Annotated in this window: 14 protein-coding genes, 3 tRNA genes and 3 rRNA genes; 15 read left to right on the top strand and 5 right to left on the bottom strand. The window is 65.0% G+C overall.

Features of this window, described 5'->3' with window-relative positions:
• The first annotated feature begins 52 nt into the window (after positions 1–52).
• From BMW35_RS08410 to pheT, 3 genes are all read left to right on the top strand, one after another.
• On the top strand, positions 53–1,234 hold the full coding sequence (locus tag BMW35_RS08410; RefSeq protein WP_089668907.1) for an HD domain-containing protein: 1,182 nt from the start codon (positions 53–55) through the stop codon (positions 1,232–1,234).
• Between the two features lie 233 nt (positions 1,235–1,467).
• Complete coding sequence (gene pheS / locus BMW35_RS08405) at positions 1,468–2,976, top strand: phenylalanine--tRNA ligase subunit alpha (protein ID WP_089668906.1); 1,509 nt, start codon at positions 1,468–1,470, stop codon at positions 2,974–2,976.
• Positions 2,976–4,700, top strand: coding sequence for a phenylalanine--tRNA ligase subunit beta (gene pheT, locus BMW35_RS08400; RefSeq protein WP_089668905.1), 1,725 nt, complete (start codon positions 2,976–2,978; stop codon positions 4,698–4,700). The genes pheS and pheT overlap by 1 nt, the downstream gene beginning before the upstream one ends.
• Positions 4,701–4,771: 71 nt before the next feature.
• Here the strand turns inward: pheT and BMW35_RS08395 are convergent, their stop codons facing one another.
• Positions 4,772–5,821, bottom strand: coding sequence for a quinone-dependent dihydroorotate dehydrogenase (locus tag BMW35_RS08395; RefSeq protein WP_089668904.1), 1,050 nt, complete (start codon positions 5,819–5,821; stop codon positions 4,772–4,774).
• Positions 5,822–6,019, bottom strand: a complete 198-nt coding sequence (locus BMW35_RS08390) for a hypothetical protein (RefSeq protein WP_089668903.1) — start codon at positions 6,017–6,019, stop codon at positions 5,822–5,824.
• 214 nt (positions 6,020–6,233) lie between these two features.
• Between BMW35_RS08390 and BMW35_RS08385 the strand changes: the two genes are divergently transcribed.
• From BMW35_RS08385 to BMW35_RS08345, 9 genes are all read left to right on the top strand, one after another.
• A complete protein-coding gene (locus BMW35_RS08385; RefSeq protein ID WP_089668902.1) occupies positions 6,234–6,545 on the top strand; it encodes a non-histone chromosomal MC1 family protein in 312 nt (103 codons plus the stop codon).
• 981 nt (positions 6,546–7,526) lie between these two features.
• Positions 7,527–8,999, top strand: a 16S ribosomal RNA gene (locus BMW35_RS08380).
• A 105-nt stretch (positions 9,000–9,104) separates the two neighbouring features.
• A tRNA-Ala gene (locus BMW35_RS08375) sits at positions 9,105–9,176 on the top strand.
• A 370-nt stretch (positions 9,177–9,546) separates the two neighbouring features.
• Positions 9,547–12,462: ribosomal RNA gene (locus tag BMW35_RS08370) — 23S ribosomal RNA — on the top strand.
• Between the two features lie 126 nt (positions 12,463–12,588).
• Positions 12,589–12,710: ribosomal RNA gene (gene rrf / locus BMW35_RS08365) — 5S ribosomal RNA — on the top strand.
• Together the 16S, 23S and 5S rRNA genes with 2 tRNA genes alongside form the textbook arrangement of a ribosomal RNA operon.
• A gap of 123 nt (positions 12,711–12,833) precedes the next feature.
• A tRNA-Cys gene (locus tag BMW35_RS08360) sits at positions 12,834–12,909 on the top strand.
• Positions 12,910–13,008: 99 nt separating this feature from the next.
• The gene (locus tag BMW35_RS08355) at positions 13,009–13,815 is read left to right on the top strand and encodes a lamin tail domain-containing protein (RefSeq protein WP_089668901.1); all 807 of its coding nucleotides are present in this window, start codon (positions 13,009–13,011) and stop codon (positions 13,813–13,815) included.
• An 87-nt stretch (positions 13,816–13,902) separates the two neighbouring features.
• Entirely contained in the window at positions 13,903–14,700 is a 798-nt protein-coding gene (locus tag BMW35_RS08350) for a hypothetical protein (protein WP_089668900.1), read from the top strand.
• A 48-nt stretch (positions 14,701–14,748) separates the two neighbouring features.
• The gene (locus BMW35_RS08345; RefSeq protein ID WP_089668899.1) at positions 14,749–14,946 is read left to right on the top strand and encodes a DUF8123 family protein; all 198 of its coding nucleotides are present in this window, start codon (positions 14,749–14,751) and stop codon (positions 14,944–14,946) included.
• Between the two features lie 284 nt (positions 14,947–15,230).
• On the opposite strand, the gene BMW35_RS08340 is transcribed toward BMW35_RS08345, so the two are convergent.
• Positions 15,231–15,304, bottom strand: a tRNA-Lys gene (locus BMW35_RS08340).
• A 92-nt stretch (positions 15,305–15,396) separates the two neighbouring features.
• Here BMW35_RS08340 and BMW35_RS08335 point away from each other — a divergent pair.
• A complete protein-coding gene (locus tag BMW35_RS08335; protein ID WP_177170803.1) occupies positions 15,397–16,635 on the top strand; it encodes a M20 family metallopeptidase in 1,239 nt (412 codons plus the stop codon).
• Here BMW35_RS08335 and BMW35_RS08330 read toward each other — a convergent pair.
• Both BMW35_RS08330 and BMW35_RS15980 read right to left on the bottom strand, forming a co-directional pair.
• Positions 16,623–17,273, bottom strand: coding sequence for a DUF7119 family protein (locus BMW35_RS08330; protein WP_089668897.1), 651 nt, complete (start codon positions 17,271–17,273; stop codon positions 16,623–16,625). The two genes, BMW35_RS08335 and BMW35_RS08330, sit on opposite strands and share 13 nt — an antisense overlap.
• 32 nt (positions 17,274–17,305) lie before the next feature.
• Entirely contained in the window at positions 17,306–17,440 is a 135-nt protein-coding gene (locus BMW35_RS15980) for a hypothetical protein (protein ID WP_281242476.1), read from the bottom strand.
• Between the two features lie 243 nt (positions 17,441–17,683).
• Here BMW35_RS15980 and BMW35_RS08325 point away from each other — a divergent pair, with 243 nt between their 5' ends.
• Together BMW35_RS08325 and BMW35_RS08320 are read left to right on the top strand one after the other, a co-directional pair.
• Complete coding sequence (locus BMW35_RS08325; RefSeq protein ID WP_089668896.1) at positions 17,684–18,013, top strand: DUF8134 family protein; 330 nt, start codon at positions 17,684–17,686, stop codon at positions 18,011–18,013.
• A gap of 43 nt (positions 18,014–18,056) precedes the next feature.
• Entirely contained in the window at positions 18,057–19,865 is a 1,809-nt protein-coding gene (locus BMW35_RS08320; protein WP_089668895.1) for a nitrite/sulfite reductase, read from the top strand.
• Position 19,866 lies beyond the last annotated feature (1 nt).

Genomic DNA, 19,866 nt, shown 5'->3' with positions numbered 1-19,866 from the left:
CGCGCGGTGGTGTCGAACCACCTTTGTCTGCGCCCGCCCAGAGGTCGGACGAATGCGCGCAATCAAGGACAGCGTCCACGACTACATCGAGGTCGACGGCGTCGCGGAGGCGCTGCTCGACACCCGTCCCGTCCAGCGGCTCCGCCACATCAAGCAGCTCTCCACCGTCCGGCTCGTCTACCCGTCGGCGAACCACACGCGATTCGAGCATTCGCTAGGCGTCTACCACCTCGCCGACCGCGCGCTCGACCACCTCGACGTCACCGGTGCGCGCGCCGACACCGTCCGCGCCGCGGCGCTCCTCCACGACATCGGCCACGGCCCATACGGCCACCAGACCGAGGGCATCATCCAGCGCCGCCTCGGCCGCCACCACGACGACGTCGACCGCCTCCTCTCGAACGGCGTGGTCGGCGACGTCCTCAGCGACCACGGCCTCGACCCCGAACGGGTCGCCGACCTGGTCGCCGGCGAGGGCAGACTCGGCCAGCTCGTCGCAGGAGAACTGGACGTCGACCGGATGGACTACCTCGTGCGGGACGCCCACCACACCGGCGTCCCCTACGGCACCATCGACCACGGCCGCCTGCTGCGCGCGCTCACCTTCCGGGACGACGACCTCGTGCTCGCCGAAGGCAACGTCGCAACCGCCGAGAGCGTGCTCGTCGGCCGGGCGCTCATGAACTCGGCCGTCTACCGCCACCACGTCTCCCGCATCGCGGGCGCGATGCTCGACCGTGCGGGCGCTCGCCTGCTCGACGCCACCGACCTCGACATCGAGACGTTCGCCCGCATGACCGACGCCGAACTGCTCGCTGCGCTCCGGGACTGCGAGGCGACCCGGGACGCCGCCCGGCGCGTCCGCGACCGTGACCTCTACAAGCGCGCCGTCTGGACCGAACGCGACGCCGTCCCAGACGACGTCGCGACCGCGGACTACGAGGCAGCCCGCGACTTCGAGGCCGACATCGCCGACACCGCCGGCGTCCCCGAGCACGCCGTCGTCGTCGACACGCCCGGCGAACCCTCGATGCCCGAGTCCTCGGTGCGCGTCGCGGTCAACGGCGACACCCGGCGGCTGGACGAACAGAGCCCGCTCGTCGAGGGCATGCTCGCCTCCCAGCGCGTTCAGTGGCGCTTCGGCGTCTACGCCCCCGAGGAACACGTCCCGGAGGTCGCGGCCGCGGCCGAACGCGAACTCGGCCTCGCTGACGTCGGCGACCCCGCGGAGTAACCCCGGCACCGACGGAACGTTTTTGCCGGGACGCGTCCACGCTTCGCACATGGCGTCCGAACCCAGTGCCGGACGTACGAGGCGCGAGCCAGCCGCGCGTCTCGGGTTCGGATTCTTCTTCGCCTGACGCGTGGCGGACGCCGCCCTGGCGCTGGCGCGCCGGGGCGGCCGAAACCACGCGGTCGGGCTGCGGTTCGGAACCGATAACTGACTGCCACACGCGCCTACGCACAATGAAACTGCCAGCACAGCAGGTCGCGGTGCTCGAAGCGGCGAGCGCCGACGACCCACGACGAATCGAGGCCCTCGCGGCGGAGACCGACTACCCGCCGGAGACGGTCGCCGGAGCCGCGTTCGAACTCGAGGACGCCGGCCTGGTCGCCGTCAGCGAGGCCAGCACCACAGACGTATCGCTCACCGACGAAGGCCGCGAGTACGCCGACGCCGCCCTCCCCGAGGTCCGGCTCTACCGGGCCGCTCTGGAGGCGGGTGCCGACGAGTCCCCGGTCCAGATGGGGCGAGCCATCGGTGCCTCCGGTCTGGAGGGGCCGCAGGTGGACATCGCGCTGTCGAACTACGCCCGGAAGGGCTACGGCAGCATCGACTCGGGCGAACTCTCCGCCGACCCCGACGCCGACCCCGACACCGACCCCGAGGCCGACGCGCTCGCAACGCTCGCCGACGGCGGCAGCGTCGACGACGCCGCCGTCGTCGACCAGCTTGCGAGCCGCGACCTCGTGGATGTTCGCGAGCGGACAGTCCGGTCGGTGACGCTCACCGAAGCCGGCGTCACGGAGCTCATGGCCGGCGTCGAGGCCGCCGAGGAGGTCGGCGAACTCACGCCCGAGCTGCTCGCCTCCGGCGAGTGGGAAGACGTCGAGTTCGCGGACTACAACGTCGAAGCCGACGCCGCCGACTACACGCCCGGGAAGACCCACGTCCTCCGACAGGCGGCCGAACGCGTGAAAGACGTCCTCGTCGGGATGGGCTTCCAGGAGATGGACGGCCCCCACGTCGACGCCGACTTCTACATCAACGACTGCCTGTTCATGCCACAGGACCACCCGGCCCGGAACCACTGGGACCGGTTCGCGCTCTCCAACCCCGAGCGAATCGACTCGCTGCCCGCCGACCTCGTGGAGCGCGTCGAGCGCGCGCACCGCGAGGGTGTCGGTGACGACGGCGACGGCTACCACTCGCCGTGGGACGAGGACTTCGCGCGGGCGCTCGCGCTCCGCGGGCACACGACGAGCCTCAGCGCCCGCTACCTCGCCGGCGTCGCCGACGAAGACGTGGAGCCGCCCGCCCGGTACTTCAGCGTCGAGAAGGCTTACCGGAACGACACCCTCGACTCTACCCACCTTCTGGAGTTCTTCCAGATCGAGGGTCTGGTGGTGGCCGACGACCTCTCGGTCCGGGACCTCATGGGGACCTTCCGGGAGTTCTACAGCCAGTTCGGCATCCACGACCTCCAGTTCAAGCCCACGTACAACCCCTACACGGAGCCGAGCTTCGAGCTGTTCGGCCGCCACCCCGAGACGGACGAACTCATCGAAATCGGTAACTCCGGCATCTTCCGACCCGAGATGCTCGAACCCCTCGACGTCGACGCCGACGTGATGGCGTGGGGGCTCGCCCTCGAACGACTGTTGATGCTGATGACCGGCTTCGAGGACATCCGGGACGTCCACGGGACGCTGTGTGACGTGGCGTTCCTGCGGGACGCGGAGGTGGTGTACTGATGCCCGTCGTCGACGTCGACCCCGACGAACTCCGCCGGCTCACCGGCCACCGGAACAAGGACGACGACGAACTCCGCCAGGACCTCTTCGGCCTCGGCATCGAGTACGAGGGCGAGACCGAGGACGGCGACTTCAAACTCGAGTTCGAGGCCGACCGCCTCGACCGCCTCTCCGTCGAGGGCATCGCGCGCAGCCTGCGCTACCACTACGGCGACGACCGCGGCGTCCACGTCCCCGACACGAACCGCCCCGAGTGGACCATCACCGTCGAAGACGTGCCCGAGGACCGCCCCTACGTCACCGGTGCCGTGATTCGGGGCGTCGACCTCGACGAGGACGCGCTGGACTCGCTCATCCAGCTCCAGGAGAAACTCCACGCCACGATGGGGCGCAAGCGAGCGAAAGGCGCTATCGGCATCCACGACCTCGCGATGCTCAAAGGCGAAGCCGTCGACCCCGACAGCGACGGCACCACCGCCCGCGCCATCACGTACACGGGCATCGAACCCGACGGCGACACGTTCGTCCCACTGGACGACGACGCCGAACGCACGCCCGCCGACGTGCTCACTGAACACCCGACCGGGGAGACGTACGCCGACCTGCTCGACGACTACGAGACCTACCCCGCTATCTACGACGACATCGGGCTGTTCAGCTTCCCGCCGGTCATCAACGGCCGCCGCACCGAGGTCACGACCGACTCGCGGGAGCTGTTCGTCGAACTCACGGGCACCGACCAGTGGACCCTCGACCGCATGTGCGCCATCATCTGCTACGCGCTGGACGCCCGCGGTGCCACCATCGAGGACGTCACCGTCGAGTACGCCGACGAGGGCCGTGAACTCCACCGTCCCGACTTCGCGGTCCGCACCAAGCACGTCACCCACGACCGCATCGAGACGCTGCTCGGCGTCGACTTCACCACCGACGACGTCGTCGACCTCGCCGAACGCTCGGGCCTCGACGCCACGCCGGTCGACGACGGCTACGACGTCGAGATTCCCCCGTACCGCGTCGACGTGCTACACCCCGTAGACATCGTCGACGACCTCGGGCGCGCGTACGGCTTCAACGACCTCGAACCGCGCTACCCCGAGGTCAACACCATCGGCGGCCGCACCGAATCCTCGCGGCTCGAACGCGCTGCCCGCCAGACGCTCGTCGGCCTCGGCTTCGAGGACCTCTTGAACTTCAACATGACCAGCGAGGCGGAGAACTTCGACCGCATGCGGCTCTCGCCCGAGTCGTCCGGCGACACCGCTGTCGGAGCCGCGGAGCCAGCGACCATCTCCGAACCCTACAGCGAGGACTTCACCATCCTCCGCACGTGGGCGCTGCCCTCGCTCGTGACGGTCTTGGAGAACAACACCCACCACAGCTACCCGCAGGACCTCGCCGAAGTCGGGTTCGCGGCCCACGCCGACGGGGACACCGACACCGGCGTCGCCGAACGCCGCACCGTCGCCGCGGTACTCGCGCGCCACGACGCTTCCTACGAGGACGCCAAAGCGCGCCTGCAGGCGCTCTGCGACGAGTTCCACGTCGACCTCTCGACCCCGCCGACGGACCACCCGTCGTTCATCGACGGCCGCGCAGCCACCGTCGAAATCGACGGCGAGCCAGTGGGCGTCGTCGGCGAACTCCACCCCGCGGTCATCGTCGACCACGACGTCGAAGTGCCGGTCGCCGGCTTCGAGTTCGAACTCGACGCGCTCCGGTAACACAGCCCCCCTCTCGTTTTCGCCTCCCGCTTCACGCCCGCTCCGGTCTGCTGCCGCGTAGCCCCGGAGCGCTACAGGTCTGCGCCGACCGCGTCCTCGACGCTGTCGAAGCCGTCGCGCTCCAGCAAGTCCAGCAGCCCTTCGTTGATGCGCTTCGCGATCGACGGCCCCCGGTAGACGAGTGCGGTGTACAGCTGAACCACGCTCGCGCCCGCGCGAATCTTCTCGTAGGCGTCCTCGGCCGTCGCGACGCCCCCCACGCCGACCACGGGGAGGTCGGTTCGCTCGGCGACGAACCGCACCTGCTCGGTCGCGCGGTCCCTGATCGGCGCTCCGGAGAGCCCACCGGTCTCGGCGGCGTTCGGGTGCTGGAGGCTGTCGGGCCGGTCGGTCGTCGTGTTCGTCGCCACGATGCCGTCCAGCCCCAGATCGGTCGCCAGCTCGACGGCGTCGGTGACTGCTTCCCGGTGGAGGTCCGGGGAGAGCTTCACGAGCAGCCGGTCCGCGCCCGCGTCCTGGAGCATCCCCAGGATTGCCGCCAGCGACTCGCGGCCCTGGAGCTCCCGGAGCCCGGGCGTGTTCGGGCTGGAGACGTTCACGACGACGTAGTCGGCGGCTGCACCGACGCGCTCGAACGTGTACCGGTAGTCGTCGGGCGCTTCTTCGAGGGGCGTGACCTTCGACTTCCCGATGTTCACGCCCACGGGCACGTCCGGCAGCGGCTCCTCGTCCAGACGCTCCCCCACGGCGTCGGCACCCTCGTTGTTGAAGCCCATCCGATTCACGAGCGCCTCGTCGTCCGGAAGCCGAAACAGCCGCGGGCGGTCGTTGCCCGGCTGGCGCTCCGCGGTCACTGCACCGAGTTCCACGTGCCCGAACCCGAGGCCAGCGAGCGCGCGCGGCACCTCGGCGTTCTTGTCGAAGCCTGCCGCCACACCCACCGGGTTCGGGAACGACTGACCGAACGACTCGACGGCCAGCCGGTCGTCGCGGACGGTGAAGTGGTCCGCGTACGCGCGGTGCGCGCCAGCGCGCTGGGCTACCCGGAGCGCTCCGGTTGTCAACTCGTGGGCCGTCTCCGGCGGCAGCCGGAACAGCGCGGGTTTCAGGAGTTCGTACATCTAGAAGTCGTGCTCCACGTTCTCCGTGTCGGCCCGTTGGATGATTATCTTGTCCTCCCGTACGCGCACGAACACGTCGTCGCCGATCTCTAGGCCGGCGACGGACAGCTCGTCCTCGTGGAGATTCACGTGGGCGTTGTGGTACTCGCCGTCCTCCCCCTTCGCGCCGCTCGGACTCAGTTTCTTCTTGCGAACCATCGCGGATGTCTAGGTGACGTTCGCCACAGCCGCTACTTAAGCGCTTCCGACGTGACACTGGACACACTGCCCTCCCGCGAGTACTGTTGCCGTCCTCACTCGACGCAATCCGGGCGCTCTCGGCCAAATCGGTCGCGCTCTTTATAAACAAACGAGCTAATTCGCCGATATATTTATCACAGGGCCTTGTGTTGGCCTGACATGGAGGAAAACCATGGTACGTGAGGACGGTAAGCGGAACTTCGCACTCCGCACTGACGACGGCGACGAGTCTAGTGTCTTCAGCGGTAACACCCCCCGACAGGCAGCACTCAAGGCAGCCCGCCGGCTGGACGAAGTCGGGAACTCCGAGGACGATGCCGATCGCCACGACATCGAACTCCGGGAGAAAGGGACCGACAAAGTACACATCTACGAAGCCTGGGCCTGGGAGGAAGACGCCCCCAGCGACAAGCCCGACTGGATGCCCGGAGACATCACGAAGGCCAACGTCTCCAAGCAGGGCATCGACCACCTGGAAGACTGACCACCCTCGCTTTCTTCGCGCCCGCAACTGCTTAGGCCGTCGCCCGGCTACTGCCGCTCGCGTGGGTACCACTCGGCCCGACCGGACGCACACGCGCGGGACGACCGGCCGACCTCCGCCCACGCGACACTACCACGGTAGCGCCGGCTGCGGATTTCTGGTATGCGGTCGCGTGTCGAAGCGCCTCTGGTTCGACGGGGTTTTACGTAACCCGGCACTCGGATGAGATGCGAACGACGTGAGGTGGCTCGGTGTACCCGACGCCACTGATTGACGCTCCCCTCGTCCCGTTCGACCCGGGCCTTCACGGGCTCGGTTCGATGCCCTTAAGTAATAACGGGGCGTTCGATGAGATGCGAACGACAATGAGGCTGCCTGGGTTCTCCAGGTGGCTAATGCATGTCCTCGACGCCTTCGTTGGTGTCTGCCTCGCTCGCTTCGAGCGCGGTTCGATGCCCTTAAGTGTAACAGGGCACTTCGGTGGGATGCGAACGACAATGGGGTTGTCCGGTTTCGGGCAGCCGACGCATGCCTCCGACGGCCGGTCCAGATTCGCTCTGGGCTCGGTTCGATGCCCTTAAGTAATAACGGGGCGTTCGATGATACGCGAACGACAATGAGGCTGCCTGGGTTCTCCAGGTGGCTAACGCGTGTCCTCGACGCCTTCGTTGGTGTCTGCCTCGCTCGCTTCGAGCGCGGTTCGATGCCCTTAAGTAATAACGGGGCGTCCGGGGAAATGCGAACGTCGTCTCGGGCCGGACTGGTTCCGATGGGTTTATAGCCCACCGGGAGCTACGTTCAGGTCCGAAGGAATGAGGATTCCACCCCTGCGGTCCGCCGTACAGATGGAATCTGATGTTAGCCTTGATGGTTTGGTGACATCCAACTGGCCGCGACGACCGTCGTGTGCCAAGGGACACATTACGTGTCCCCGCCAAACCAAGACTTGATAGTCTTGGTCGCTGGGTACCATCCCAGCAAATTCCGGTTGATCCTGCCGGAGGCCATTGCTATCGGAGTCCGATTTAGCCATGCTAGTTGTGCGGGTTTAGACCCGCAGCGGAAAGCTCAGTAACACGTGGCCAAGCTACCCTGTGGACGGGAATAATCTCGGGAAACTGAGGCTAATTCCCAATAACGCTTCACCCCTGGAATGGGTGAAGCCGGAAACGTTCCGACGCCACAGGATGCGGCTGCGGTCGATTAGGTAGACGGTGGGGTAACGGCCCACCGTGCCTATAATCGGTACGGGTTGTGAGAGCAAGAGCCCGGAGACGGAATCTGAGACAAGATTCCGGGCCCTACGGGGCGCAGCAGGCGCGAAACCTTTACACTGTACGCAAGTGCGATAAGGGGACTCCGAGTGTGAAGGCATAGAGCCTTCACTTTTGTACACCGTAAGGTGGTGTACGAATAAGGACTGGGCAAGACCGGTGCCAGCCGCCGCGGTAATACCGGCAGTCCGAGTGATGGCCGATATTATTGGGCCTAAAGCGTCCGTAGCTGGCTAGACAAGTCCGTTGGGAAATCTGCCCGCTTAACGGGCAGGCGTCCAGCGGAAACTGTCTAGCTTGGGACCGGAAGACCTGAGGGGTACGTCTGGGGTAGGAGTGAAATCCTGTAATCCTGGACGGACCGCCGGTGGCGAAAGCGCCTCAGGAGAACGGATCCGACAGTGAGGGACGAAAGCTAGGGTCTCGAACCGGATTAGATACCCGGGTAGTCCTAGCTGTAAACGATGTCCGCTAGGTGTGGCGCAGGCTACGAGCCTGCGCTGTGCCGTAGGGAAGCCGAGAAGCGGACCGCCTGGGAAGTACGTCTGCAAGGATGAAACTTAAAGGAATTGGCGGGGGAGCACTACAACCGGAGGAGCCTGCGGTTTAATTGGACTCAACGCCGGACATCTCACCAGCCCCGACAGTAGTAATGACGGTCAGGTTGATGACCTTACCCGATGCTACTGAGAGGAGGTGCATGGCCGCCGTCAGCTCGTACCGTGAGGCGTCCTGTTAAGTCAGGCAACGAGCGAGACCCGCACTCCTAATTGCCAGCAGTACCCTTTGGGTAGCTGGGTACATTAGGGGGACTGCCGCTGCTAAAGCGGAGGAAGGAACGGGCAACGGTAGGTCAGTATGCCCCGAATGGGCTGGGCAACACGCGGGCTACAATGGTCGAGACAATGGGAAGCCACTCCGAGAGGAGGCGCTAATCTCCTAAACTCGATCGTAGTTCGGATTGAGGGCTGAAACTCGCCCTCATGAAGCTGGATTCGGTAGTAATCGCGTGTCAGCAGCGCGCGGTGAATACGTCCCTGCTCCTTGCACACACCGCCCGTCAAATCACCCGAGTGGGGTTCGGATGAGGCCGGCATACGCCGGTCAAATCTGGGCTCCGCAAGGGGGATTAAGTCGTAACAAGGTAGCCGTAGGGGAATCTGCGGCTGGATCACCTCCTAACGTCCGAGACTGAGGCGACGCCTCAGCTCACCGAACGACGCCGTCGTGCCCAGTTGGGCACCTACAAACCATCAAGGCTAACACTTCCTCCCAATCGGGAGGTGGGCCCATAGCTCAGCGGTAGAGTGCCTCCTTTGCAAGGAGGATGCCCTGGGTTCGAATCCCAGTGGGTCCATCCCGTTCGGGAGTCACCGCAAACCGTGTCCCTTAAGTGGGAGACGAAGTTACGGTGATTCCCGAACACGACTGATGCACCGCCCTGCGAGAGCACGGGTGGGAAGGGTCGATGTACGCTCCCTGTCACCAAGGGACGTGCGATGACAACCGTGTGTAAGTGCAATCCAGGCGCTCACTGGACTCGACCACCGTGGTCGAGTACCGACTGTTGGTCACATCCGTGACTCAACAGCGCTCACCCATTGCGTGGTGAGCATCGTCGACTGTTCTACAGTCGACATTCATCGTCGTTGGCTGCATCGCAGCCAACATCTCGACCACTTCGTGTGGTTGAGTACCATATTCGCCGACTGCTTTGCAGTCGGCAACCAACGTGGCTACTGTGCCACCTGGTGGATAGCTCGGCTCGGATGCCGACGAAGGACGTGCCAAGCTGCGATAAGCCTGAGGGAGCCGCACGGAGGCGAAGAACTCAGGATCTCCTAATGGGAATCCCCACAGCAATTGCCTCGCGCAATGGGGAACGGCCGGAATTGAAACATCTTAGTACGGCCAGGAAGAGAAATCGAATGAGACGCCGTTAGTAATGGCGAATGAACGCGGCACAGTCCAAACCGAAGCCCTCACAGGCAATGTGGTGTTCGGACTGACTTTCAGCGCCCGACCGTTCGTGTGAAGTCTCCTGAAATGGAGTGCGACACAGGGTGACAGCCCCGTAATACGAACCAGTACGGCGTGCGTCAGCTCCAGAGTAGCGGGGGTTGGAAATCCCTCGTGAATGTGGCAGGCATCGACTGCCAAGACTAAGTACTCTCCGAGACCGATAGTGAACAAGTAGTGTGAACGAACGCTGAAAAGCACCCCACAAAGGGGGGTGAAATAGGGCTTGAAATCAGGTGGCGATGGAGCGACGGGGCATAAAAGGCCTCACTGGGAACGACTCGAGTGCAAACTCGTGGTAGGACCTGTGAGGAGCCGATGTTCCGTCGTACGTTTTGAAAAACGAGCCAGGGAGTGTGCCTGTTTGGCGAGTCTAACCGGAGTATCCGGGAAGGCGTAGGGAAACCGATACGGCCGCAGCATTGCGAGGGCCACCGTGTTCAAGCGCGGGGAGTCAAACGGGCACGACCCGAAACCCGGTGATCTACGCGTGGGCAAGGTGAAGCATGGCGAAAGCCATGTGGAGGCCTGTTAGGGTTGGTGTCTTTCAACACCCTCCCGTGACCTACGTGTAGGGGTGAAAGGCCCATCGAACCGGGCAACAGCTGGTTCCAACCGAAACATGTCGAAGCATGACCTCTGCTGAGGTAGTTCGTGGGGTAGAGCGACCGATTGGGGAGTTCAACTCCGAGAGGAGTTGTCTCCCCTGTCAAACTCCGAACCTACGAACGCCGTCGACGCAGGGAATCCGGTGCGCGGGGTAAGCCTGTGTACCGTGAGGGAGACAACCCAGAGTTAGGTTAAGGTCCCAAAGTGCGAGCTAAGTGCGATTGAAGGTGGTCCCGAGCCCTAGACAGCCGGGAGGTGAGCTTAGAAGCAGCTACCCTCTAAGAAAAGCGTAACAGCTTACCGGCCGAGGTTCGGGGCGCCCAAAATGATCGGGGCTCAAGTTCGCCACCGAGACCTGACGGCGCGGGTGACACCGCGATCCAGTAGGTTGGCATTCTGTTCGGGCGGAAGCTCGGGTGAGAACTCGAGTGGACCGAATGGGAAAGAAAATCCTGGCCATAGTAGCAGCGTTAGTCGGGTAAGAATCCCGATGGCCGAAAGAGCAAGGGTTCCTCGGCAATGCTTATCAGCCGAGGGTTAGCCGATCCTAAGGTCCGTCGTAATTCGAGCGGATCAAAAGGGAAACTGGTTAATATTCCAGTGCCACCGTACATTGAAAGCAGACGCCTCGGAGCAGCTCAAGCCGGGCATTCGCCCGGTCGAATCGTCGAAGCTCGTGGAAGCCGTAATGGCAGGAAGCGTGCGAATGTCGAGATAGGGAAACTTGAGTCAATCTGGGGCCCGTGAAAATGCGAGTACGGTGATCGTACCGAGATCCGACACAGGTGCTCTGGCAGAGGAAGCCAAGGCCTGTCGGGAATAACCGACGTTAGGGAATTCGGCAAGTTAGTCCCGTAAGTTCGCGATAAGGGATGCCTGCCTCGCAATGAGGCAGGTCGCAGTGACTCGGAGGCTCCGACTGTCTAATAACAACATAGGTGACCGCAAATCCGCAAGGACGCGTACGGTCACTGAATCCTGCCCAGTGCGGGTATCTGAACACCCAGTACAATGGGGCGAAGGACCCGTTAACGGCGGGGGTAACTATGACCCTCTTAAGGTAGCGTAGTACCTTGCCGCTTCAGTAGCGGCTTGCATGAATGGATCAACGAGAGCCTCACTGTCCCAACGTTGGGCCCGGTGAACTGTACGTTCCAGTGCGGAGTCTGGAGACCCCCAAGGGGAAGCGAAGACCCTATAGAGCTTTACTGCAGGCTGTCGCTGGGACACGGTCGCTGATGTGCAGAGTAGGTAGGAGACGTTACACAGGTACGTGCGCTAGCACGCCACCGAGTCACACATGAAACACTACCCGTCAGTGACTGTGACCCTCACTCCGGGAGGAGGACACCGGTAGCCGGGCAGTTTGACTGGGGCGGTACGCGCTTGAAAAGATATCGAGCGCGCCCTAAGCTTATCTCAGCCGAGTCGGAGACTCGGCGAAGAGTGCAAGAGCATAAGATAAGCTGACAGTGTCCTACACAACGAGGGACGCTGACGCGAAAGCGTGGTCTAGCGAACCAATTAGGCTGCTTGATGCGGCCAATTGCTGACAGAAAAGCTACCTTAGGGATAACAGAGTCGTCACTCGCAAGAGCACATATCGACCGAGTGGCTTGCTACCTCGATGTCGGTTCCCTCCATCCTGCCCGTGCAGAAGCGGGCAAGGGTGAGGTTGTTCGCCTATTAAAGGAGGTCGTGAGCTGGGTTTAGACCGTCGTGAGACAGGTCGGCTGCTATCTATTGGGGGTGTTTTGGTGTTTGACAGGAACGTCCGTATAGTACGAGAGGAACTACGGACGGGTGCCACTGGTGTATCGGTTGTCCGAGAGGGCAAGTGCCGAGCAGCTACGCACCACGGGGTAAGAGCTGAATGCATCTAAGCTCGAAACCCACCTGGAAAAGAGACACCACTGAGACCACTCGTAGAAGACGAGTTCGATAGACTCGGGGTGTACGCGTCGAGGCAACGAGACGTTCAGCCCGCGAGCACTAATTGGTCAATGCCACACACTCATGCACTCACCACATACGTGGTCGAGTCCAGGCGTTAACTGGATTGCACTTACATACGGATGTCGTCCGCCGATACTGGTGTCCCGGTTCCCCGGGAGCAACGGTTCGATTCCGTTGGTCGGTATTAAGGCGGCCATAGCGGCGGGGCAACTCCCGTACCCATCCCGAACACGGAAGATAAGCCCGCCTGCGTTCCGGTCAGTACTGGAGTGCGCGAGCCTCTGGGAAATTCGGTTCGCCGCCTGCCATTCATAATCTCGAAGCCTCGAACAGCGCCAGCGCTGTTCGGGGCTTTTTGTATTTGTTTCGCGGAGTGACAACGCCGGAGACCGCTGGGTTTATGCGCGAGAGCGAAGTACGACGGAGTAGCGCCAAGGTGGCAGAGTCCGGCCTAACGCGGCGGCCTGCAGAGCCGCTCATCGCCGGTTCAAATCCGGCCCTTGGCTTTTTGCGAGCGGTCGTAGATGTCGAGCGGTGTCACTACGTGGAATGTAGTTGGGTGACCATAGGCTAAGTCGGTGTTCGTCGTACTAGGCTGTGGGCCGATGACAGACGAACCGAACCTCGAAGCAGTGCGCGTGGTATCGTCCGCTGAGCAGTTGCGGCCGTTGGTCGATCGTCACGATGTCAGTCCGGTTGTCGACCGTGTCGACGATAGCGAGGTCGTCCGCGTGGAGTCAGAGGTTCGTGGTGATAGCGTAGTTTCCTGGGATCGGTTCTTCGAGCGACTCGACGAGGCCGGCCAGGTGGTCGTGTATCGGCCGCCTCTGCCGGAGTCGGGTGATCGACCTGTTTTCGACGTGGTTAGCCGGGATGCGGTGGGCGCTAGTGATGGCACTCGGGAGGCACCCAACAGTGATGCCGAAGTACTGGCGACGAGTGATACCGGTGATGCAGAACCGGTGGCGTCCGATGGAGAGACCGGTGCGGATTCCGACGGGGAGGCGGACAGCCGTGATTCGGGCGCGGCAGCTGTCGCGCCGGCACGCGACGACGAGCACGCGCCGACGGCGGCTGCGGAGGGGCTGGTGCTCGACGAACTCCACGGGGCGCAGACGGGGACTGGCCGCAGTTTGGACGACGAGTACTTGCTGTTCGAGAACGACGGTGAGCAGCGAGTCGATCTCGGGGGGTGGGTTGTGTACAACGAGGCGGGTCAGTCCTACACGTTCCCGGAGGGGACGACACTCGCGCCCGGTGGGCAGGTGACGCTGCACAGCGATTCCGGCAGCGACGAGGAGGGTCATCGGTACTGGGGCGCTGAGACACCGGTGTGGAGCGACCGGAGAGATACAGTCACTGTTGAGACGGCCGCTGGGGAGGCCGTCTTGGAGGTCTCTTACGAGGTTTGAGGTCGTCGGGCGCAGTGACTCAGCTGTTGTCGGCTGGTTCGGACGCGGAAAGTAACGATTATACGCCGTCCACTACACGCATCTGGTATGCAACGACGTGCTGCGGCGGTATCCGTCGCGCTCTTCCTCCTGCTCGCGGCGGGCTCGTACACGTTGATCGGAGCGGCACAGCAGCCGGCCGTGTCGCTCGAGGACCCGGATTACGTCGTCTCTGAGAACGAGGAGCGGACGATTGCCGGGACGTCGTACACCTTCTCGTCGGTCTCCGACGGGTCGGCGACGGCGACGTGGTTGAACGAGTCCGCGCGGTACACCGGGACGTGGGCAGTGAACGACACTGTGACAGTGGACGGACAGAACTTCACCGTGGCGGGCTTGAACGAGTCCCAGGGTGTCTTCGAGCTCCGCGAAGTTCAGGAGGTCGACCGGCCGACCGTCGAGCAGAACGGGACGACGTACGTCGTGATCGAGGATGGTGAGAACCGGACCCTGGTGCCTCGGGAGAGCTATCTCCCCGAGCAGACGGTCTACGAGTACCAGGTCGGTGACACCGTCGTCTACGACGGCAACGAGAACGAGACGGCAGTGGCGTCCGTCTCCGAGGAGGAGGTGACTGTGGAGTGGTTCGCGCCCGACACCATCGAAGTCGAGTTCGCCGAGGGTGAGAACACGAGTATCGCCGATACGCCGTACCTCGCGCACTTCGATACGGCCGATGGCCAGACCGCCCTCCAGCTGACCACGGATTACGAGGATTACCACAGTGACGTGGACGCCCAGGAGCACTTCCACGAGCGCACGAACGGGCTCTGGGGCGTCGTCATCATGGCGTTGCTGGCCGCGTCGCTCGTCGTGATGCTGGCGTTCCTGCCGTCCCGGTACTGACCCGGGGTTTCCGTCAGGCTTACCGTGGTCGGCGGTGACCAGTTTGGTATGAACGTCTTCGAGGACGACCTAGACGCGTTCGGGGTGCTCGTCGGCGCGTTCGTCGCGCTGGTGGGAGTCGGAACGCTCGTTGGGATGCCCTGGCAGTACAGCGGCGGGATGCTCCTGACTGTCTTCCAGATTCTCGGTGCGGTGTCGGCCGTCGCACTCGGCGTCGGTCTGGCGTGGCTCGTCCACTCGCAGTAGCTGTCGTGCTGCTCCTCGATTCAGCCGCGAGGGACGACGAACTGATTCGAACGACAGCGCCCGCTGCGTTCGCTTCGCGGAGCATACAACCGCACTCGTTTCGTCGCTCACTTCGTTCACGCTGCGTCCGTATGGCTTGAACCTACACTTCGCTCCTCACGTCTGCTCGTCGCAGAAGCGGGCCGAGGGGAATTTGAACCCTTCTGAGACTCGCTGCGCTCGTCTCACAGGGTGTCAAATCTCTCCGGCCGGTTCACTCGTCACTACGTGGCTCGTCGCAGAAGCGGGCCGAGAGGGATTTGAACCCTCGACCGTCTGGTTAAAAGCCAGACGCTCTGCCGGACTGAGCTATCGGCCCTCAGGTGAGACTGGGGGCGTCCCGCGGTTAAACGTTTACCATCCGCGGAGCCGCCCGGAACGCTTACCCTGATGTCGTCGCTGGACTCCGGCATGGACGACGTCCGGGAGTTCGCCGCGGCGCTGGTAGAGTTCGAGTCGACCAATGGGGAGGAGGCGGCGGTGTCGGCGTGGCTGTCCGATCGCCTCGACGAGTTCGGGTTCGAGGTCTACGAGTGGACGGTGGACGCCGACCGGCTCGCTGACCAGCCGTCGTTCCCGGACGACCCGGCAGACATCCGGGTGGCCGACCGGCCGAGCGTCGGCGGTGTCCTGGAGTTCGGCGACCCGGAGGCCGGGACGAATATCGTCCTCAACGGTCACTTGGACGTGGTGCCGGCGGACGAGGGCCAGTGGTCGTCCCCGCCGTTCGCGGCTCGGTGGGACGGCGACGAACTGACAGGGCGGGGCGCTGCCGACATGAAGTCCGGGCTGGCTGGCTGCGTGTTCGCGGCGCGCCGGCTGGCCGACTCGGACTTCGACCTCGATGGGCGTGTGGTGGTCGAGGGCGTCGTCGGCGAGGAGGCCGGTGGGGTGGGTGCGGCGGCGGCCGCACTTGACAATCCGTATCCGTTCGACCGGGACGCGGCCATCGTCGCCGAGCCGACTGAACTCGCACCGGTGGTCGCCTGTGAGGGGAGCCTGATGAAGCGGCTGGAACTCACTGGTCGGGGCGCGCACGCGGCGACGCCGTGGCGAGGAGAGAACGTCCTCGACCAGTTCGACGAGGTCCGGTCGGCGTTCGAGGACCTCGCTGCCGAGCGCGAGTCGCGCGTGACGCATCCACTGTACGAGGAGTTCCCGACCAAGTGGCCCGTGGTCTGTGGCACGGTCGAGGCCGGCGAGTGGGCGTCGACGGTGCCGGCGTCGCTGACGGCGGAGTGGCGCATCGGTGTCGCGCCCGGAGAGACCGTCGCCGAGGTCGAGCGGGCGTTCGACGCCGCGCTCGCGGACGTAGTCGCCGACAGCGAGTGGCTCCGCGAGCACGCGCCGACGTTCGAGCGGTTCTCCGTGCAGTTCGAGCCCTCCGAGGTCGACCCCGACGAGCCCGTCGTCAGGTCGGTCGTCGACGCGCTCCGCGAGCACGGCGTCGGCGACCCGGAGCCCCGTGGCGTGACGTACGGCACGGACGCGCGCCACTACGTCGACGCGGGGATTCCCACCGTGCTGTTCGGTCCGGGGAGCATCGAGCAGGCGCACTTCCCGGACGAGACCATCGACGCCACCGAGGTGGAGACGTTCGTGGACGTGGCTGCCGACGCCGTCGCGTCGTTCCTGCGTCAGTCGAGGTAGTTCTGGAGCGCGTTCTCGACGACGTCACTCGGGTCGCTGTCGGTCGCGGTGGCGTGCGCGCGCAGCCGGCGGTAGACGTCGAGGGGCAGCGAGACGGCGAGTCGGCCGGGGTCGGCACCCTGGTTGCGGAGCGCGTCGGCGGGGCTGGTGCCGTCGGCGACCGCGCTGGCGGCCGCGCGGATTTCGCGGACGGTGAGGTCGTCGTCGACGACTGCCCACGCGAGCAGGTAGCGGGCGTCGCCCTGAACGCGCGCCACGTGTTTCGCCGCCGATGGCGGGATGTCGCCGTGTGCGACGCGTTCGCGGATGGGCCGGGGGAGGTCGTGGACGCGCGCCCACTTCCGGACGAGTGCGACCGAGCAGTCGGCGCGGTCGGCGGCCGCGGTGTAGCCGTCTTCTGCGCGCACGAGCGCCGCGCAGGCCGCGGCCGCCCGCAGGACGTACCGGGGGGTGTCGGGGAGGTCGCCGGCTGCGAACGCGGCCACCGTCTCGACTGCGGTCGCGACGCTCTCGGGGTCGTCGGGGTCGAACGCGACCGCCGGCTGGTCGTCGTCGGCGACGGCGTCGTCGCCGCGGACGACCGGCTCGCCGACCGGTGATTCGCGGTCGGTCGGCACCCGGTCGGCGTCGTCAGTCATGGTCCAGAGTAACGTTGTGCAGTGTAAAACACCTACTCCTCGTCCGTTTCGGTCCGGTACTCGGAGAGGTGTTCCCAGATTTCCGTGCAGCCGGCCCCGGGGTCGACGGTCGCGAGGTGGTCGTCGTCCCGGTTCGGTTCGTCTTCGTCGTCTGGTTCGTCGGTCACTCGTCGCCCTCCGTCTCGTCGGTGTCGAACAGCTCTGGGGCGGCGTCCGCGGACGCGTGCTGGCGGCGGCCGTCCTGTGCCTCGGGCATGTTCGTCGGTAGCGGTGCGACCGCCATAACTCTCTGTTCGCGCGCAACGTCCGCCAGCGCTGCCGGGTAGGGGCGAGGTTTGACGCGGTCGCGGTGTGGTGTCGGGCGTTGCCAGCGTCGACGGGCGGACGTGACCGTGGTGCCGAGCGGGTGTATGGTGACGCGACTGCGACTGCTCGACGACGCGGCGTGGGTGAGCGTCGACGACACCCGCGAGGTCGGGACGGGGTCGGTGTGGCCGGTCGCGGAGCCGTTCTGTTCGTGCGACCTGGCGTGGCTCGTAGTGGAGGCGTACGTCGAGGTCGGCGTCGACGGGCGGCGCGTGGAGGCGCGAGCCCACGGTCACTGCGTGACCTGCGGGGAGTCCGGGACGACGGACTGGCTGGCCGTGGGTCGCGTGACCGATGCGGGGTTCGAGCCCGTGGGCGGGACTCGTGGGTCGCGGCGAGGTTCGCCGGCGTCGGGCTGCCGAGGGGAGTGTTGACGCCAAGCGCGGCTTGGTAAGGCAGACGGTCGAGGTGGTGTGTATGCCGACGGACGTCGAGCGCTGGAAGGACGAAGTCTACGGCGAGGAGATACGCGAGCACCTCTTCGAGTTCGCGGCGGCGGGCTGGGACGCCATCCCCGACGAGGAGCGAGACGCCTGGTTCGAGCGCTTCAAGTGGTGGGGATTGTACCACCAGCGGAAGGGCCAGGAGAGCTACTTCATGCTGCGCATCGGGACGCCGAACGGCGTCCTGGAGCCCGGCCAGTTGGAGACGGTCGCCGAGGTCGCCGACGAGTACGCCCGCGGCCCCGTCGACAACCCGGAGTTCGGCGCGGCGTACTGCGACTGGACGACCCGGCAGTCCATCCAGTTGCACTGGATCAAACTCGAGGACGTGCCGGACATCTTCGAGACGCTGGAGGCGAACGGCCTCTCCACCAAGCAGGCCTGCGGGGACTCGTGGCGGAACGTCGTGGGGTGTCCGGTCGCGGGGAAGGACACCCACGAGCACGTGGACGCGTGGCCGGTCGCCGAGGACCTCCACGAGACGTTCAAGGGCGACGACGAGTACGCGAACCTCCCGCGGAAGTGGAAGGTCTCCGTGACGGGCTGCGACCAGGGCTGCGGGCAGGGCGACATCAACGACCTCGCGTTCGAGCCCGCGGAGAAGAACGGCGAACTCGGGTTCAACGTCCGTCTCGGGGGCGGGCTCGCGCGCAAGGAGCCGCGGTTCGCCCGCGACGTGGACGTCTGGGTGCCCGAGGAGAAGGTCACGGACGTCGCCGCCGCCGCGACCGAACTGTTCGACGACCACGGCGACCGCGAGAACCGCTACAACGCTCGCATGAAGTTCCTCGTCGACGAGTGGGGCGCGGAGAAGGTCCGGTCGGTCCTCCAGAAAGAGTACGTCGACTGGGACCTCGAATCCGCGGGCGACGACCTGCGCGAGCAGTACACGTACAACGCGGGCGGCAACGAACACGGCGACCACGTCGGCGTCCACGAGCAGCCCGACGGCAACTACTACGTGGGTCTGAACGTCCTCGTGGGACGGATGGGGGTCGACGACGTGGCCGAACTCGCCGCGCTCGCAGACGAGTACGGTAGCGGCGAGGTGCGACTCACCCAGCGACAGAACGTCGTCGTGACCGACGTTCCCGAGGCGACGCTGGACGACTTCCTCGCCGAGGACCTCTTGGAAAACTACTCACCGGACCCCCACCCGTTCATGCGGGGTTCGATTGCGTGCACGGGGACCGAGTACTGCTCGCTGTCCATCGTGGAGACGAAGAACCGTCAGGTGCGGTACGCGCGCTGGCTGAAGGACAACGTCGACGTTCCCGAGGGCGTGACTGACTTCCACGTCCACCTCTCGGGCTGCACGGCGTCCTGCGCGCAACCCCAGATCGCGGACGTCAGCCTGCGCGGCATGAAGACTCGGAAGGACGGCGAGCCCGTGGAAGCGCTCGACGTCGGCCTCGGTGGCGGGCTCGGCGAACACCCCCGGTTCGCGGACTGGGTGGAGATGCGCGTCCCGGCCGACGAGGTGCCGGGCTACATCCGGAACCTCCTCGACGCGTACGTGGCCGAACGCGAGGAACGCGCCGCTCCGGAGGGCCGACAGAAACGAGACGGCGACGCCGTCGAGTACGAGACGTTCCGGGAGTTCGTCGCGCGCCACGACGAGGACGCCCTCCAGGGCCTCGCCGACCCCGAGGAGACCAGCTACGAGGACCCGTACATGCACAACACGAAGACGACGTGGTACCCGTACGCCGACGAGGACGACCTGGACGCGAGCCCAGCGCCGACCGACGGCAGCGGCGAACCGCTGTCGGTGGACGACTGAG

Origin of the sequence: Halobacterium jilantaiense (assembly GCF_900110535.1) — an archaeon.
GTDB classification, from domain to species: Archaea; Halobacteriota; Halobacteria; order Halobacteriales; family Halobacteriaceae; genus Halobacterium; species Halobacterium jilantaiense.
Note: the sequence above shows the minus strand (reverse complement) of the source record. Positions and strands in the feature narration are given on the sequence as shown.

What these genes read in the sequence shown, in the direction of transcription:
- BMW35_RS08330 (WP_089668897.1), bottom strand. Translation starts at nt 17,273, where the DNA reads ATGACTGACGACGCCGACCGGGTGCCGACCGACCGCGAATCACCGGTC.
- BMW35_RS08410 (WP_089668907.1), top strand. Translation starts at nt 53, where the DNA reads ATGCGCGCAATCAAGGACAGCGTCCACGACTACATCGAGGTCGACGGC.
- BMW35_RS08325 (WP_089668896.1), top strand. Translation starts at nt 17,684, where the DNA reads ATGGTGACGCGACTGCGACTGCTCGACGACGCGGCGTGGGTGAGCGTC.
- BMW35_RS08385 (WP_089668902.1), top strand. Translation starts at nt 6,234, where the DNA reads ATGGTACGTGAGGACGGTAAGCGGAACTTCGCACTCCGCACTGACGAC.
- pheT (WP_089668905.1), top strand. Translation starts at nt 2,976, where the DNA reads ATGCCCGTCGTCGACGTCGACCCCGACGAACTCCGCCGGCTCACCGGC.
- BMW35_RS08345 (WP_089668899.1), top strand. Translation starts at nt 14,749, where the DNA reads ATGAACGTCTTCGAGGACGACCTAGACGCGTTCGGGGTGCTCGTCGGC.
- BMW35_RS08350 (WP_089668900.1), top strand. Translation starts at nt 13,903, where the DNA reads ATGCAACGACGTGCTGCGGCGGTATCCGTCGCGCTCTTCCTCCTGCTC.
- BMW35_RS08355 (WP_089668901.1), top strand. Translation starts at nt 13,009, where the DNA reads ATGACAGACGAACCGAACCTCGAAGCAGTGCGCGTGGTATCGTCCGCT.
- pheS (WP_089668906.1), top strand. Translation starts at nt 1,468, where the DNA reads ATGAAACTGCCAGCACAGCAGGTCGCGGTGCTCGAAGCGGCGAGCGCC.
- BMW35_RS08395 (WP_089668904.1), bottom strand. Translation starts at nt 5,821, where the DNA reads ATGTACGAACTCCTGAAACCCGCGCTGTTCCGGCTGCCGCCGGAGACG.
- BMW35_RS08320 (WP_089668895.1), top strand. Translation starts at nt 18,057, where the DNA reads ATGCCGACGGACGTCGAGCGCTGGAAGGACGAAGTCTACGGCGAGGAG.
- BMW35_RS08335 (WP_177170803.1), top strand. Translation starts at nt 15,397, where the DNA reads ATGGACGACGTCCGGGAGTTCGCCGCGGCGCTGGTAGAGTTCGAGTCG.
- BMW35_RS08390 (WP_089668903.1), bottom strand. Translation starts at nt 6,019, where the DNA reads ATGGTTCGCAAGAAGAAACTGAGTCCGAGCGGCGCGAAGGGGGAGGAC.